This window comes from Lentzea fradiae, from assembly GCF_900100955.1.
In the GTDB taxonomy this organism is placed as follows: Bacteria; Actinomycetota; Actinomycetes; order Mycobacteriales; family Pseudonocardiaceae; genus Lentzea; species Lentzea fradiae.
This window is the reverse complement of the sequence record NZ_FNCC01000003.1, coordinates 47,316-63,316: the sequence shown is the minus strand read 5'-3', so window position 1 is coordinate 63,316 and position 16,001 is coordinate 47,316. Positions and strand designations below refer to the sequence as shown.

At 70.6% G+C, this 16,001-nt stretch carries 14 protein-coding genes; 5 read left to right on the top strand and 9 right to left on the bottom strand.

Annotated elements, in window-relative coordinates:
• Positions 1–378: 378 nt before the first annotated feature.
• The 5 genes from BLT23_RS07580 to BLT23_RS07560 are packed head-to-tail and all read right to left on the bottom strand — an operon-like array spanning position 379 to position 5,800.
• On the bottom strand, positions 379–1,380 hold the full coding sequence (locus BLT23_RS07580; protein ID WP_090047035.1) for a LacI family DNA-binding transcriptional regulator: 1,002 nt from the start codon (positions 1,378–1,380) through the stop codon (positions 379–381).
• Positions 1,381–1,408: 28 nt separating this feature from the next.
• On the bottom strand, positions 1,409–2,731 hold the full coding sequence (locus tag BLT23_RS07575; protein ID WP_090047034.1) for a GH1 family beta-glucosidase: 1,323 nt from the start codon (positions 2,729–2,731) through the stop codon (positions 1,409–1,411).
• Positions 2,728–3,549, bottom strand: coding sequence for a carbohydrate ABC transporter permease (locus BLT23_RS07570; RefSeq protein WP_090047032.1), 822 nt, complete (start codon positions 3,547–3,549; stop codon positions 2,728–2,730). The genes BLT23_RS07575 and BLT23_RS07570 overlap by 4 nt, the downstream gene beginning before the upstream one ends.
• A 2-nt stretch (positions 3,550–3,551) precedes the next feature.
• Positions 3,552–4,526 carry a carbohydrate ABC transporter permease gene (locus BLT23_RS07565; RefSeq protein ID WP_245743789.1) on the bottom strand — a complete coding sequence of 325 codons (975 nt, stop codon included), beginning with the start codon at positions 4,524–4,526 and terminating at the stop codon, positions 3,552–3,554.
• Positions 4,523–5,800, bottom strand: a complete 1,278-nt coding sequence (locus tag BLT23_RS07560) for an ABC transporter substrate-binding protein (RefSeq protein ID WP_090047031.1) — start codon at positions 5,798–5,800, stop codon at positions 4,523–4,525. The genes BLT23_RS07565 and BLT23_RS07560 overlap by 4 nt, the downstream gene beginning before the upstream one ends.
• Before the next feature lie 301 nt (positions 5,801–6,101).
• Here BLT23_RS07560 and BLT23_RS07555 point away from each other — a divergent pair, with 301 nt between their 5' ends.
• Both BLT23_RS07555 and BLT23_RS07550 read left to right on the top strand, forming a co-directional pair.
• Positions 6,102–8,315 (top strand): glycoside hydrolase family 9 protein, encoded by a 2,214-nt coding sequence (locus tag BLT23_RS07555; protein ID WP_090047029.1) that lies wholly within the window; start codon positions 6,102–6,104, stop codon positions 8,313–8,315.
• A gap of 27 nt (positions 8,316–8,342) precedes the next feature.
• A complete protein-coding gene (locus BLT23_RS07550; RefSeq protein WP_090047028.1) occupies positions 8,343–9,278 on the top strand; it encodes a glycoside hydrolase family 6 protein in 936 nt (311 codons plus the stop codon).
• On the opposite strand, the gene BLT23_RS07545 is transcribed toward BLT23_RS07550, so the two are convergent.
• On the bottom strand, positions 9,279–9,869 hold the full coding sequence (locus BLT23_RS07545) for a TetR/AcrR family transcriptional regulator (RefSeq protein WP_245743787.1): 591 nt from the start codon (positions 9,867–9,869) through the stop codon (positions 9,279–9,281). It lies immediately after the preceding gene.
• Positions 9,870–9,959: 90 nt separating this feature from the next.
• Between BLT23_RS07545 and BLT23_RS07540 the strand changes: the two genes are divergently transcribed.
• Positions 9,960–10,688, top strand: a complete 729-nt coding sequence (locus tag BLT23_RS07540) for an SDR family oxidoreductase (RefSeq protein ID WP_090047026.1) — start codon at positions 9,960–9,962, stop codon at positions 10,686–10,688.
• Positions 10,689–10,903: 215 nt separating this feature from the next.
• Here BLT23_RS07540 and BLT23_RS07535 read toward each other — a convergent pair whose 3' ends face one another.
• Together BLT23_RS07535 and BLT23_RS07530 are read right to left on the bottom strand one after the other, a co-directional pair.
• Positions 10,904–11,956: a threonine aldolase family protein gene (locus BLT23_RS07535; protein WP_218133666.1), complete on the bottom strand. Its 1,053-nt coding sequence runs from the start codon at positions 11,954–11,956 to the stop codon at positions 10,904–10,906.
• 322 nt (positions 11,957–12,278) lie between these two features.
• Positions 12,279–13,505, bottom strand: coding sequence for a serine/threonine-protein kinase (locus tag BLT23_RS07530; RefSeq protein WP_090047024.1), 1,227 nt, complete (start codon positions 13,503–13,505; stop codon positions 12,279–12,281).
• 150 nt (positions 13,506–13,655) lie between these two features.
• On the opposite strand from BLT23_RS07530, the gene map reads away from it, so the two are divergent.
• The gene (map, locus tag BLT23_RS07525; protein WP_090047023.1) at positions 13,656–14,435 is read left to right on the top strand and encodes a type I methionyl aminopeptidase; all 780 of its coding nucleotides are present in this window, start codon (positions 13,656–13,658) and stop codon (positions 14,433–14,435) included.
• Between the two features lie 13 nt (positions 14,436–14,448).
• On the top strand, positions 14,449–15,060 hold the full coding sequence (locus BLT23_RS07520) for a nucleotidyltransferase domain-containing protein (RefSeq protein WP_090047021.1): 612 nt from the start codon (positions 14,449–14,451) through the stop codon (positions 15,058–15,060).
• Here the strand turns inward: BLT23_RS07520 and BLT23_RS07515 are convergent.
• A complete protein-coding gene (locus BLT23_RS07515) occupies positions 15,047–15,847 on the bottom strand; it encodes a GAF and ANTAR domain-containing protein (RefSeq protein ID WP_245743785.1) in 801 nt (266 codons plus the stop codon). The two genes, BLT23_RS07520 and BLT23_RS07515, sit on opposite strands and share 14 nt — an antisense overlap.
• Positions 15,848–16,001 lie beyond the last annotated feature (154 nt).

Here is a 16,001-nt window from a genome sequence, read left to right as displayed (position 1 = left end):
CGCAACTCTCTTTCGTGTTTCCCGCACGGAACGCGGGGGCCCTACGTTTCCTCCACGGGAACGCGGGGACCCCGCGTTCCGAAGCCACGTCACGCTGGGGCGTCGGTTACCCCCTGTCGGATGTCGCGCGGGTGGGGGAGGGAACGACCGCTGTGCCCCGCCCGCTGGTGGTGGTGACGGCGGGGGCCGGCTTGCGGGCGGCGCGGGTGAGTCCGGTGGCGGCGCTGAGCACGGCGGACTGAGAGGGCCGGGCCGGTGCGAAAGCCGTCGGGGGCGTTCGCACCGGCTGTGGGGACGCGGCCGGTGCGGGAAGGTCGGGGCATCCGCACCGGCCGCGTGGTTCGGGGTGGCACCGCACGAGGACCTGCCGGTCCGCGCTCAGGCCGAGTCGCGGACCACCAGTTCGGTCGGCAGGATCAGCGACGTCGGCCGCTCGCCGTTCAGCAGCCGCAGCAGCATCCGCGTCATCTCCCGCCCGAGCGCCTCGATCGGCTGGCGGACCGTGGTCAGGGCGGGGCGGGTGTGCTGGGCCGTCACGATGTCGTTGAACCCCACCACCGCCACGTCCTCGGGCACGCGCTTGCCGCGTTCGCGCAGCACGGACAGGGCGCCCGTGGCCATCGCGTCGGAGGCGACGAACACGGCGTCGAGGTCGGGGTGGTCGTCGAGCAGCAGTTTCATGCCCGCGGCACCGCTGGTCTCGCTGAAGTCGCCGTGCGCCACCCGCGCGTCGCTCAGACCGGCGAGCACGGTGGCCTCGCGGAAGCCCATGAAGCGCGACATACCGGCGTGCGTGTCGAGCTCGCCGGTGATGGTGGCGATGTTGCGCCGCCCCGACGCGATCAGGTGCTCGACAGCCGCACGTGCGCCGCCCCGGTTGTCCGCGTCGACGTACCACTGGGGCGGGCGGTCCAGGGACCTGCCGCCGTGCACGGCGGGCAGGCCGCTGTCCTCGGCCATCTTCGACAGCGGGTCGTTCTCCTTGAGCGCCAGCAGCATCACGCCGTCCGCGCCGCGGGACTGCAGGACCTTCGCGAACCGTTCGCGGCCGCGGGCGGAGGCGGCGAGCAGCAGCATCAGCTGCAGGTCCGTCTCCTCCAGCACGGCGTTGACGCCGGTGATCACCTCGGCGAAGAAGAGGTTGGCGAACAGCGCCGGGTCGTCGCTCGAGATCACCAGGACGACAGCGCCGCGGCGGGCGGTGGCGAGGGAGCGGGCCGCGGTGTTCGGCACGTAGCCCAGTTCGGTGATGGCGCTCTGGACGGCCCGCCGCGACTTGTCGCTCACGTGACGCGCGTTGTTGATGACGCGTGAGACCGTGCCGGTGGAGACGCCTGCCCGCTGGGCCACCTCCTCCAGCGTGGGAGGCCGGGTGTTCATGGTTCCAGCCTATCAACGTTGTAAGCGCTCACAGCGCACTTCCGCGGATCTTGTCCGCATACCAGCGGGCGCTGTCCTTGAGGGTGCGGCGCTGGGTCGCGTAGTCGACGTGCACGAGCCCGAACCGCTGCGCGTACCCGTACGACCACTCGAAGTTGTCCAGCAGCGACCAGGCGAAGTAGCCCTTCAACGGCACGCCCGCCGCCATCGCGTCCGCACAGGCGCGCAGGTGCCCGTCCAGGTAGGCGATCCGGCTCGCGTCGTGCACCTCGTCGTCGAACGCGGCCCCGTTCTCCGTTACGTAGAGGGGAATTTCCGGGTAGTCGCGGTTCAGCCGGATGAGCAGGCCGCTCAGGCCGCGGGCGTCGATCTCCCAGCCGATCGACGTGCGGGGACGGCCGCCGTCGTGCTGCACGACGTGTTCCGACCCGACGTACGCGGACGGACGCGGAACCGTGCCGTGGCCCGCCAGCACCGGCGAGTAGTAGTTGACGCCGAGGAAGTCGATGGGCGCCGCGATCGTCTTCAGGTCGCCTTCCTGCACGTGCTCGAAGCCGGTGACCGGGGCGAGGTCGCGCAGCACGTCCTCCGGGTACTCGGCCAGCAGCACCGGGTCGAGGAAGATCCGGTTCTGCATCCCGTCGATCCGGCGGGCCGCGTCGAGGTCCTCCTCGGTCTGCGACACCGGCGTGACCTCGGTGAGGTTGAGCGTGACGCCGACGCGGCCACCGGGCAACGCGCGGGCGGCCAGGCCGTGCGCGAGCAGCAGGTGGTGGGCGGCGCGGACGGCGGCGGCCGGGTCCTGGCGGCCGGGTGCGTGCCTGCCGGTGGCGTAGCCGAGGAACGCCGAGCACCACGGCTCGTTCAGCGTCGTCCAGTGCGTCACGCGGTCGGACAGCGCGTCGTGCACGACCGCCGCGTACTCGGCGAACCGCAGCGCGGTGTCGCGTTCCGGCCAGCCGCCCGCGTCCTCCAGCGGCTGCGGCAGGTCCCAGTGGTAGAGCGTCGGCCACGGCTGGATCCCGTTGTCCAGCAACGTGTCCACCAGCCGCGAGTAGAAGTCGAGACCGCGCTGGTCGACGGCGCCGGAGCCGAGCGGCTGCACACGCGGCCACGCGACCGAGAACCGGTAGGCACCGAGGCCGAGCGACCGCATGATCGCGACGTCCTCCGGATAGCGGTGGTAGTGGTCGGCCGCCACCTCACCGGTGTCGCCGCCGTCCACCTTGCCCGGCGTGGCGCAGAAGGTGTCCCAGATGGACGGACCGCGGCCGTCCTCGGCCACCGCGCCCTCGATCTGGTAGCTCGACGTCGCCGCGCCCCACAGGAAACCCGGTCCGAACGTGGTCATGCCTTGACCGCCCCTTCCATGATGCCGCCGATGATCTGGCGACCGAACGCGAGGAACACGAGCAACAGCGGAACGGTGGCGACCAGCGCTCCGGTGAACATGAGCGTGTAGTCGGTGTAATAGGTGGTGGACAGCTGCGACAACGAGAACTGCACCGTCGGGTTGTCCGCCTCCAGCACGGCGAGCGGCCAGAGGAACTCGTTCCAGGCGCCCATGAACGTGAACAGGCCGAGCACCGCGGCACCGGGCCGCAGTCCCGGCAGCACGACCGTCCAGAACACCCGGAACGTGCCGCACCCGTCGATCCGCGCGGCCTCGATCAGCTCGTCGGGGATGGCCTGCGTGGCGTACTGGCGCATCAGGAACACGCCGAACGCGGACACCAGCGAAGGCACGATGATCGCTTCCATCCGGTTCTGCCAGCCCAGCTCGACCATGATCATGTACAGCGGGATGATGCCCATCTGCACCGGGATCATCATGGTGCCGAGCACGACCAGCAGCAGCGCGTTGCGGCCGCGGAAGCGCAGCTTGGCGAAGGCGAACCCGGCCAGCGACGAGAAGAACACCACGGCGACGGTGATGACCGTCGCGCTGAGCAGCGAGTTCCACAGGCCCAGCGCGAAGTTCGCGTCCTCCGCCTCGAACAGCCTGCCGGTGTTCTCCGCCAGGTTGGGGCCGGGCACGAGCGGCGGCGGCCAGTCGCCCACGACGTCGTTGGAGCGGGTCGCGACGACGAACAGCCAGTACAGCGGGAACGCCGACAGCACGATGCCCGCGAGGAGCGTGACGTAGACGAGCGGGTGGGTTCTGCGCATGGCTACCTCGACCTCCGCGAGACCAGGAAGTTGACGACGCCGAGGAGCGTGATCAGCAGGAAGATCATCCACGCGACCGCGGAGCCGTAGCCGTAGTCGAAGTCGCGGAACGCCTTCTCGAACATGTACATCGAGACCGTCTGGAACTGCCGCAGGCTGCCGCCGGAGATCGCGAAGCCGCCCTGGCCGAAGATCAGCGGCTCGGTGAAGAGCTGCATGCCCGCGATGGTGGACATGATGACGGTGAACAGGATCGCCGGCCGGATGTTCGGCACGGTGATGCTCCAGAACTGCCGGACCTTGCCCGCACCGTCCACAGTGGCCGCCTCGTACAGGTCGCGCGGCACGGCCTGCATGGCGGCGAGGTAGATCAGCGCGTTGTACCCGGTCCAGCGCCAGTTCACCATCGTCGCGATGGCCGTCCAGGACGACCACTTGTCCGCGCGCCAGTCGACGGCGTCGACGTTCACCAGGCCCAGCAACCCGTTCACCATGCCGGCGTCGCGGTCGAAGATCTGGCTGAACACGATGCCCACCGCCGCCACCGAGGTGACGATCGGCAGCAGCACGCCCATGCGCAGGAACGTCATCCCGCGCAGCTTCTGGTTGAGCAGGCTCGCGAGCACGAGCGCCATCAGCAGCTGCGGCACGGTGGCGAGCACCAGCATGCCGAGCGTGTTGAAGACCGCGTTCCAGAAATCGGGGTCGTTGAACAACGTCACGTAGTTGTCCAGGCCCACGAACGCCCCGGCGCCGCTGATGTCCCAGTCGTGCAGGGACACCCACGCCGTGTAGACGAGCGGGAACAGGCCGAACACCGCGAAGATCACGAAGAACGGCGCGATGAACAGGTACGGCGACCAGGTCACCTCGGCACGGCTGAGCCGGGCGCGCCACCCGGTGCGGGGCTGTTCGGGAGGCGCTGCCACCGGCGTGGTGACGGGTGGCAGCGGGTCCGCGTGTCGTAGCTGCGTCACTTGACCAGGCGCTTCGCGTCGTCGACCGCCTTGGCCCACGCCTCGTCCGGCTGGAGCTTGCCCTGCTCGACGGCCAGCAGCGCGTTGCCGACGCGGTCGCCGATCGGGTTGTTGTCCGGGCCGAGGTAGACGGGCTTGAGCGCCTTCACGCTCTCGCCGAAGATCTTGCCCACGGGCGCGTCGTTGAAGAACGGGTTGGTGTAGCCCTGCACGGCCGGGTCGTCGATGGCCTGCGGCGAGGACGGGAAGTTGTTCTTCGACTTGAACGCGGCGGTCTGGCCCTTGGCGCTGGTCAGGAACTTGACCAGCTCCGCGGCCTCCTTCTGGTGCTTGCTCTGCGTGGGCACCGCGAGGAACGAGCCGCCGCGCACCGCGCCCTCACCGGGAACGCGGGCGACGTCCCACTTGCCCTTGTTCTCCGGTCCGGCCTGCTTCTCGATCGTGCCGAGCATCCACGACGGGCAGGGGATCGTCGCGAACGTCCCGTTCTTGAACCCGGCGTTCCACTGCGGGCTCCACTGCTCGATGTTCGCCGAGAGACCGGCCTTCACCATCTCGATGGTCTGGTCCCACGCCTTGCGCACACCGGGGTTGCTGTCGATGACGAGCTTGTTCGACGTGTCGTAGTAGGTGTGGTCACCCTGCTGCATCAGGATGTTCTGGTAGAGGCCGCCGGACGAGTCGTACCAGCCCGCCCCCGTGCCCGCCTCCTTGAACCGCTTGCCGGTGGCGAGGTAGGCGTCCCAGGTCGGCCACAGCTTCCCGACCTCCTCGCGATCGGTCGGCAGGCCGGCCTGGGCGAAGAGGTCCGTGCGGTAGCACATGCCCTGCGCGCCGACGTCCGTGCCGAGCCCGACGACCTTGCTCCCGTCCGGTGTGGACGCCTGCTCCCACTTCCACTCCAGGAAGTTCGGCTTCAGCTCGGCGGCGCCGTGGTCGAGCAGGTTCACGAACTGGCCGGGCTTCGCGACGAACTGCGAGAGGATGCCCTCCTCGATCGCGACGACGTCGCCAGCGCCCTTCCCGGTGGCGAGCCACTGCTGCAGCTTCGGCAGGTAGTCGCCGAGCTTGCCGATGTTCTCCTCCTTGATCTTGATGCCGGGGTGGCTCGCCTCGTACTCCGCGTAGAGCTCGTCGTAGCCGAACTGGCTGAAGGTCTTGACGACCAGCGTCGTGTCACCGGAGGAGGACTCGGCGGCGCCGCCGCACGCGGAGAGCGCCACCACCGCGCCGAGCGTCGTGGCGAGCAACGCCCGCCGCTGTCGAACAACCATCGAGGACCTCCAGTGGACGATTGACTGCAAGCGGTTACACATGGATTCAGGGGGCTGAACTGTTTGGAAACACCGTTCACCTGCTGCGACGCTGCGGCTCGTGCCGGTGTTGGCGCTGGGGGATCGGGTGGGGCTGTTAGCGCTTACAGGACTGTAACCACGAGGCCATCCGGATGTGAAGAGGTCACCCGGATCACAGTTCGGTGACGCGTCGCCGTTGACAGCCGCGTCCGGCTGGGTGAGCATTCGGGGCGACGCTGCGGTCGCGCCGGGAGACCTTCGACCTCGAGAGGGCCCCGGTATGTCCGTGAAAACCCGGCTGGTGGCAGTGTGCCTCCCGCCTGTCCTCCTCGTCGGCCTCGCGCCGGGCGCGACCGCCGCCGAGAGCTACGAACGGGTGCTCAACGGCACCTTCGACAGCGTGAAGACTCCGTGGTGGAGCAGCGGGAACACGCCGTCCACAGTGTCCGGCGGGCGGCTCTGCGCCGAGATCCCCGCGGGCACCGTGAACCCGTGGAACTCGATGATCGGCCAGAACGACGTCCCGCTGGAGGCCGGTCAGCCCTACACGCTGCGGTTCACCGCCACGGCCACACGTGACGTCACGGTCCGCGCGACCGTCCAGCTCGCGACCCCGCCGAGCACCACGACGCTGAACAAGCCGGCGGCGCTCACCAGCACTCCCACCAGGTTCGAGTTCACCGGGACGTCCACAGTGGCCACCCGGCACGGCCAGGTCGCGATCCAGGCGGGCGGTGCGGCGGAGGCGTACACGCTGTGCCTCGACGACGTCTCGCTGACCGGCGGGATCGTGCCGCCCGGCGGTGGCTGGGACTACGGCTCATCGGTGCGGGCGAACCAGCACGCCTACCCGACGGCGGGCGCCAAGCGCGCCTCGGTCGTGCACGACGCCACCACGCCGCAGCCGTGGCAGCTGCGGGATGCGTCGGGCAAGGTCGTCGCCAGCGGGAAGACGCAGGTCAAGGGCGATGACGCGATGACCCGCGACCACGTGCACCTCGTCGACTTCAGCTCGTACCGCAAGGCTGGAAGCGGTTACAGGATCGCGGTGGGGGACCAGGTCAGCCACCCGTTCGACATCACCGCCAAGCCGTACGACAAGCTGCGGCGGGACGCGCTGCAGTACTTCTACCACAACAGAAGCGGCATCCCGGTCGAGGCGAAGTACGTCGGTGACGCCTACGCGCGCCCGGCCGGGCACGTCGGCGTCGCGCCCAACACGGGTGACACGGCGGTGCCGTGCCTGCCCGGCGAGTGCGACTACACGCTCGACGTCAGCGGCGGCTGGTACGACGCGGGCGACCACGGCAAGTACGTCGTGAACGGCGCCCTCGCCGCGTGGCAGCTCATGGACCTCTACGAACGCTCGCTCTACCGCCTCGACCTCGAAGGGCTGCGCGACGGCCTGCTCGCGATCCCCGAGCGGGACAACCGGGTGCCCGACGTGCTCGACGAGGCGCGCTGGGAGGTCGAGTTCCTGCTGAAGATGCAGGTCCCCGCCGGGCAGCCGCTCGCGGGCATGGCCCACCACAAGATCCACGACCTGGCCTGGACGCCGCACCCGACGCTGCCGCACGCCGACGCCCAGCCCCGCTACCTGCACGCCCCGTCGACCGCGGCGACGCTGAACCTGGCCGCCGCCGGTGCCCAGTGCGCGCGGATCTGGAAGCTGTGGGACCCGGCGTTCGCTCAGAAGTGCCTCACCGCGGCCGAGAAGGCATGGGAGGCGGCCGGCGCCAACCCCGCGAAGTTCGCGCCGCGCGAGGACAGCGTGGGCGGTGGTCCGTACGACGACACCGACGTGAGCGACGAGTTCTCGTGGGCCGCCGCCGAGCTGTACGCGACGACCGGCAAGCGCGAGTACCTCGGCCGGGTCACCACGCAGCTCACCTCCGCGGGCTTCTCGTGGAAGGACACGGGAGCACTGGCGGACCTGACGATCGTGCGGCTGCCGCACCGGTTCCCGGTCGACCGCGTGCTCGCCGCCCGGTCCCGCGTGCTGAAGGTCGCCGACGGGCACCTGCGCGACCTGCGCTCGCAGGGCTACCCGAACCCGTCCAAGCCCGCAGACGGCCAGTACGCGTGGGGCTCGACCAGTGCCACGACCAACGCCGCCATGGTCATGGCGACGGCGTACGACCTCAGCCTCAAGCGCGAGTACAGCGACGCCGTGCTGGAGTCGATGGACTACCTGCTCGGCCGCAACGGCCTCAACCAGTCGTTCGTCAGCGGCTACGGCGAGAACGCGAGCCGCAACCAGCACCACCGGCACTGGGCGAACCAGCTCGACCCGAAGCTGCCGAACCCGCCCGCCGGGTCGCTCGCCGGTGGCCCCAACTCCGGTCTGCAGGACCCGGTGGCGCAGCAGAACCTGCCCGGCTGCGCCCCCGCCAAGTGCTACATCGACGAGATCGGCTCGTACTCCACGAACGAGGTCGCGATCAACTGGAACTCGTCTCTCGCCTGGATCGCGGCTTTCGCGGACACACGCTGAACCTCCTGCCACGAGAGGAGATCCACAGTGCGGTGGATCATCCGCTTCACCCTGCCCGCGTTGCTCGTCCTCCCCGTCCCGTCCGCCCACGCCGCCAGTCCGATCGACCTGACGAGCGGCTTCTACGTCAACCCGGGCTCCGCGCCCGCCACCTGGGCGCGGACCAACCCCGGCGACTCCAGGGCGGCACGCGTCCAGTCGTCCATCGGCTCCAAGCCGATCGCACGGTGGTTCGGCAACGACAGCGACATCGGCTCGGCCGTCGCGAACTACACGGGCGCGGCGGACGGCCAGGACAAGCTGCCGGTGCTGGTCGCCTACAACATCCCGAACCGGGACGCGTGCGGCGGCCACTCGGGCGGTGGCGCGGGCAGCGCCGCCGCCTACCGGACCTGGATCTCGAGCTTCGCGGCCGGGATCGGGACCAAACCCGCGGTGGTCATCATCGAACCGGACGCGCTGGCCGCCTACGACTGCCTCACGGCGGCCCAGCGCGCCGAGATGGCGGGGCTGCTCCTGTACGCGACGGAACAGCTGAAAGCCAAGGCGCCCAACACCTACGCGTACCTCGACGGCGGCAACCCCGGCTGGGTGGCGGCGTCGACCATCGCGTACCGGCTGAACGAGGCGGGAATCCGCAACGTGCGCGGGTTCTCGGTGAACGTGTCGAACTACTACACGACGAGCCAGTCGGCCACGTACGCCAACTCGGTCAACGGCTTCCTCGGCTACGCGGCCAAGTTCGTCGTGGACACCAGCCGCAACGGCAACGGGCGTGGTGACGGCTGGTGCAACCCGGCCGGACGCCGTCTCGGCGTGACGCCACAGGCCGGTGGTGGCGCGGAGATGCTGTTGTGGGTCAAGACACCCGGTGTGTCCGACGGGACGTGCGGCATCGCGCCGACCACCCCGGCGGGCACGTTCAACCCCGACCTGGCGATCCGGCTGATCGACGGGACCTGATCACGCGGGCCAGGCGAGCAGAGCCGTGTCGGCCACCTCCTGGAGGTCGGCACGGCTCACCCCGCTCGCGGCCTGGACCGCGATGCCGAACGCGACGGTCATGACGTACAGGGCGAGCCGCCCGGCGTCCGTCTCCTCCGGCAGGTCGCCCTCCTCGACCGCCCGCCGGAACCGCTCTTCCAGCATCCGGCCGCCGTTGTTGCGCCACGCCACCAGGATCTCGCGGGCGGGCTCACCGGACTCTCCCGCCGCCAGCGACCCCTGCACGCCGAGGCAGCCCGCGGGGCAGTTCGGCTGGGTCGTGGTCCGCACGGCCCCCGTGAGGAACGCCTCGGCGACCTCACGCGCGGTCGGTTGCTCGACCGCGCGGTAGCCGTAGGAGGCGGGACCCACGTCGTAGCGGGCGAGTGCCTTGCGGAAGAGCTCCTCCTTGTTGCCGAACGCGGCGTACATGCTCGTCTTCGTGATGCCCATCGCCGCGGTGAGGTCGGCGAGGCTCGCGCCTTCGTAGCCCTGCCGCCAGAACACGAGCATGGCGGCGTGCAGCGCCTCGTCCGCGTCGAAGCCCCTCGGTCTGCCCGTCCCGCTCACGCCTCCAGCCTACCAGTTTTGTACCGATCGGTCTGGAAGTGCTACGGTCGGTTTCAGTACCGATCGGTACACAACTCTGAGAGGGGAACCATGTCCCGGTTCGAGGGCAAGACGGCGGTCGTGACCGGCGGAAGCAGCGGCATCGGTCTCGCCGCCGCCCGGCTGTTCGCCAAGGAGGGCGCGCACGTGTTCATGACGGGCAGGCGCCAGGAGGAGCTCGACGCGGCGGTGGGCCTGGTCGGCGACGCCACCGCCGTGCGGGGAGACGTGGCGGACCCGGCGGACCTGGACCGGCTCTACGCCGCGGTCCGGGAGAGGGGCAGGGGACTGGACGTGCTGTTCGCGAACGCGGGCATCGGCGGGTTCGCGACCCTGGAGGAGACCACCGAGGAGCACTTCGACCAGATCTTCGGCATCAACGTGCGCGGCACGCTGTTCAGCGTGCAGAAGGCGTTGCCGCTGCTGAACGACGGCGCCGCGGTGGTCGTGAACCTCTCGGTCCGCGCCGACGACGGCGTCGCGGCGTTCGGCACCTACGCGGCCACCAAAGCGGCGCTGCGCTCGTACGTCCGCACCTGGGCCAACGAGCTGAAGGACCGCGGCGTGCGGGTCAACGCCGTCTCACCGGGCTCGATCGACACCCCGGCGACCGCCGGCCTCGACGAGCAGGTGAAGGCGAGCTTTGCGGCCAGGGTGCCGCTCGGCCGGGTGGGCACGGCGGAGGAGGTCGCCGACGCGGTGGCGTTCCTGGCTTCGGACCAGAGCACCTTCGTCGTCGGCACCAACCTGTACGTGGACGGAGGCGAGATCCAGATCTAAGCGCACCTCCAGAAGTACTGTCCGTAACACCTCGCGCCGCTCGCAACTCTCTTTCGCGTTTCCCTTGCCGCACGCGGGGCCCTTTCGTTCGCGTGGTTAGTACGCGGGGGCCCCGCGTACTAAAGCCACGTCACGGAGAGGCGTCGGGGCCGCTGGGCGGGTGACACGGACGGGTGGCGCGGGCGGGTGAAGGGATGGAACGTCCGGCGCGGTGCTCAGTTCGCGAGCTCCTCGCGGATGACCTGGACGAACGCGTCCACGTCGGACTCGGTGGTGTCCCACGAGGTCATCCACCGGACCTCACCGCGCGCGGCGTCCCAGTCGTGGAAGCGCACCCGCTTGCGGATGCGTTCGACGGCGTCCGCGGGCACCGTCGCGAACACCGCGTTCGCGGCGGTGTCCTGGGTGAACGCCAGCCCCGGCGGCATCTCGGCCTCCAGCGCGGTGCGCAGGCGGGCGGCCATCGCGTTGGCGTGGGCGGCGGTGCGCACGCCCAGGTCGTCCTCGAACAGCGTCAGCAGCTGTGCCGAGGCGAACCGCATCTTGCTGGCGAGCTGCATGGTGGCCTTGCGCAGGTAGCGCAGCCCGGTGGCGCGGGACGGGTCGAGCACGACGACGGCCTCCACGCCGAGCAGGCCGATCTTGGTGCCGCCCAGGCTGAGCACGTCCACGCCCGCGTCCGCGGTGACTTCGCGCAACGGCACGCCGAGCGCGGCGGCGGCGTTCCACAGGCGGGAGCCGTCGACGTGCAGGGCCATGCCGCGTTCGTGGGCGAACTCGGCGAGGGCGCGGATCTCCTCGGGGCGGTAGAGCGTGCCCATCTCGGTGGTCTGCGAGATCGTCACGGCCAGCGGCTGTGCGCGGTGCTCGTTGCCCCAGCCCCACGCCTCACGCGCGACGAGATCGGGCGTCAGCTTGCCGTCCGGGCTCGGCACGGGCAGCAGCTTCAGGCCGGTCATCCGTTCCGGCGCGCCACCCTCGTCGACGTGGACGTGCGCGGTCGACGCCGCCACGACGGCACCCCAGCGCGGGAGCACGGAGGTGAGCGCCAAGACGTTCGCGCCGGTGCCGTTGAACACCGGGAACACCTCGGCCTGCGTGCCGAAGTGTTCGCGCACGACTTCCTGCAGGCGGGCGGTGTAGACGTCGTCGCCGTAGGAAGGCTGGTGACCACCGTTGGCAGCGGCGATCGCTGCCAGCGCCTCGGGCAGCAGGCCCGCGTAGTTGTCGCTCGCGAACGCACGCCGGCCGGTGTCGTGGATGGTCATGGCCGCCAGTATCACCCTCGGGCGAAACTGCCCGTTCGGCAGGCCGGTAACGATGTGAGGGATCGTCACGATCCGTTCTACATGGGGCAACGGGCCGTGCAGGCCGACCGAGACGCGCAAGTCCACGTTCGCTGTCTGGCGGTGGTGTTCCTGGCGCTCGCGGTGGTGCACAGCGCGGTCGCCGCGGCGGAGCACGTGTCGTGGCCGGTGTTCGTGGCGCTGACCTGCTTCGCGGGCGCGCTGCTGCTGGAACGGGTCGTGCTCACCTGGCGTCCGGACGCGGCCCGGCGCATCCTGCGTGACGGCCTCGCCGAGCTGCCGCTCAGCGCCCGGCCGGACCCTTGCCCTTGCCGGGCCCCTTCAGGTGCACGCTTCCCGGCCCGTCGGACTTCGGCCGCTCGATGGCCTTCGGCTTCTCGACCGCCTTCGGCTTGACCTCGACCGGCCCTGCCGCGACGGGTCCGGCCGCCGGCACGACGACGGCCGGCTCCTCGGCCTGCTGCTGTTCCTGCTCCTGCGGCTGCTGCTGCTGCAGCTGCTGGGTCTCCTCCGTCACCTGGACCGGGGTCGCGGCGGTGGGGGTGGACGTCGTGGTGGGAGCGGACTCGACCGGCGGCGAGGGCAGGAGGACGGCGGCGAGACCCACCGCCGCGAACACCCCCACCACGAGCGGACCGGCCATCGCGCGCTGCTTGCGCAGGGCCGCGCCGATCCGGGTGGGCGCCTCGCCGGGCTCGCGCAGGGCCGCGGCGCACTCGGCGGCGCTCGGGCGGCGGCGCGGCGACAGCGAGGTCATCGCGGTCAGCAGGCGCCGGAGGTGCACGGGCAGGTCGTCGGGGATCGCCGGCTGGCGGTGCAGGCGCGCGACCGCCGCCTCGATCTCGCTGCCCTGGTACTCGCGCTGGCCGGTGAGGCACTCCAGCAGCACCAGGCCGAGCGCGTAGACGTCGACGGCGCCGGTCAGGTCCTCACCCCGCACCTGCTCCGGCGCGAGGTACGCGGCGGTGCCGACCACCTGGTCCGGCCGGGTGAGGCGGGTCGTGTCGACGACCCTGGCCAGGCCGAAGTCGGCGAGGTGGGTGTTGTCGTCGTGGTCCATCAGGACGTTGGACGGCTTCACGTCGCGGTGCACGACACCCATCGCGTGCACGTAGGCGAGCGCGTCGGCGAGCTCGGCGCCGATCCGCTGCACGTCCTCGACGCCGAGCGGTCCCTCCGCGATCCGGTCGCGCAACGTGCACCCGTCGACGAGCTGGAGGACGACGAACTGCATGTCGCCGCTGATGCCCGCGTCGTGCACCTGGACCAGGCGGGGGTGCGAGAGAGAGGCGAGCGTCCTGATCTCGTTGTCGAACCGTCGCTCCTGCGTCAGCTCGGCGCCCGCGCGGAACAGCTTGACCGCGACGTGCCGGTGCAGCCGCCTGTCCCAGGCGCGCCGGACCTCGGCCATGCCGCCGGTACCCAGTACGTCGGCCAGCTCGTACCGGTCGGCGAGCACGAGTTCTTGGGCGGGCATGGCGGCCTTTCCGTCGTTGATCAGCTCTGCCATCCCGGTGTTCCCGGCGATGAAGATCCTCAATCGTCGCGGGCCGGATGCGGTGCGTTTCGAAAACCACACCACCCGAACTGGTATTCGTATACCGCCTCCGGCTAGGGTCGACCGGTATAAAAATACCGGTTGTCCGAAGTGGAGTGCGTAGTGATCGAACTGAAGTCGCCCGCCGAGATCGAGCGCATGCACGTGACCGGGCGCTTCGTGGCGGAGGTGCTCACCGAGGTCCGCGAGATCGCCGACGTCGGCGTGAACCTGCTCGACCTGGAACACCACGTGCGCGGCATGATCGACCGCCGCGGCGCCGTGTCGTGCTACTGGGACTACGCGCCGTCGTTCGGCGAGGGACCGTTCCGCAACGTCATCTGCCTCTCGGTCAACGACGCCGTCCTGCACGGCAAGCCGCACGACTACGTGCTGCGGGACGGCGACGTGCTCTCCGCGGACTTCGCCGTCACCATCGACGGCTGGGCCGCCGACTCGGCCCGCACGTTCGTCGTCGGCACCCCGGCGGAGGAGGACCTGCGCCTCATCCGGGCGACCGAGGAGGCGCTGGAGGCGGCGATCGGCGCCGCCCGGCCCGGCAACCGCGTCGGGGACGTCTCGGCGGCGATCTGGGCGGTGGCGCGGGAGCACGGCTACCCGGTCAGCACCGAGTTCGGCGGCCACGGCATCGGCCGCACGATGCACGAGGACGTCCACGTGTCCAACAAGGGCAAGGCCGGACGTGGTCTCACGCTGCGCGCCGGGCTGACTCTCGCGCTCGAACCGTGGTTCTGCCGCACGACCGACCGGATCGTCTACGACGAGGACGGGTGGACGATCCGCTCCGCCGACGGTTCGCGGACCGCGCACTCCGAGCACACGGTCGCCATCACCGACGACGGCCCGGTGGTGCTGACCCGCCGCGAGGACGAACGGGCGTGACACGCTTCACGCCGTGGAACCGGTCGAGTGGAACGCCGAGCTGGAGGAGCGGTGGGCGCACGCGTGGCGCCCGGAGGAGGTCGCCGCGCGGCTGAAGGACGTGCGCACGCGCTGGTACGTCGCGGGAGGATGGGCGCTGGACCTGTTCCGCGGCGGACAGTCCCGGCCGCACAAGGACCTGGAGATCGCCGTTCCCGCCGGAGGCTTCGCGGAGATCCGCGCGTGCTTCCCGGGCTTCGTCTTCGACGTGGCGTCCTCCGGGCTCGTCTGGTTCGACGCACGGCCCGACGTGCTGGCCACCACGCACCAGACGTGGCTGCGCGATCCGGCGACCGGCCACTACCTGTGCGACGTCTTCCGTGAGCCGCACGACGGGGACACGTGGATCTGCCGTCGCGCCGAGACCGTCCGGTTGCCGTACGACGCGGTCGTGGAACGGACGGCGGACGGAATCCCGTTCCTCGCACCGGAACTGGCCCTGTTGTTCAAGGCGAAGGCCGTGCGGCCCAAGGACCAGGCGGACTTCGAGGGCGTCCTGCCGCTGCTCGGCCGCGACCGGCGGCGGCGCCTGGCGGGATGGCTGGAGCGCGTGCACCCCGGCCATCCCTGGCTCAGGAGCGTTTGAGCGACTCCAGCAGCTGTCCCGCCACGTCCCGCAGCTTCGTGTTCGCCCGCTGGGACTGCTCCACCAGGATGCGGAACGCCTCGTCCGCGGTGCAGGCGTGCACCGCCATCAGCACGCCCTTGGCCTGCTCGATCACGGCCCGCGACTCGATGGCCCGCTCCAGGTGCTTCACCTGGTCGCGCGAGCGGGTCCACCGCTGCGCGTTGGTGATCGTCGCGCACGCGGCCGTGGTGAACAGGCGCAGCAGACCCTCGTCGAACGGGTCGAAGGCGGCGGCGGTCTGGCTGTAGATGGTCAGCGTCCCGAGGTGCCGGGCCTCGGCGTCGTCCGAGGCGGGCAGGATCACCGGCACCGACAGGTACGCGCGGACACCGGCGGCGGCCGCCGCCGTCTCGAACTCCGGCCACTGGTCCTCGTGCTCGCCGATCACCGCGCGGACCGGCGTCAGCGTGCGTGCCGACTCCAGGCACGGGCCGCGTCCCGCCGAGTACTGCGCATCCTCCAGCTTGACGAGCGCCCTGTCCGTCGCGGCGGCGGTGTGCGACTGCTCGGACGTGACGACGGAGACCGTCACGGCGTCCGCGTCCGGCACGGCCCTGATCGCCAGCTCCGCGACCCGCTGCAGGGCGTCGTCGAGCGACTCCTCGCCGGTGAGCGCGGCGTGCAGGTCCGTCAGCGCTTCGGCGGTCTCGTCGAGGCGTGCCACCGCGTCCGGGCGGTCGCCGGCGGCCGGTCGCACGGACCCTGTCTGGACGTAGTCGGCCATACCGCCGCGCTCCTCACTCATCGGTGGAGTCCACGACGCCGACTTCTTGACGCTCGCACAGCGCATATTAAAGCCACCGGCGGCCCGGAGGGCACTCCACCGGTACGAACCGGCACCGGACACGGGTGCTGTAGTGCTCAACATCCCGTGCCGGTGCCGGCCGTCCCACCCGGAG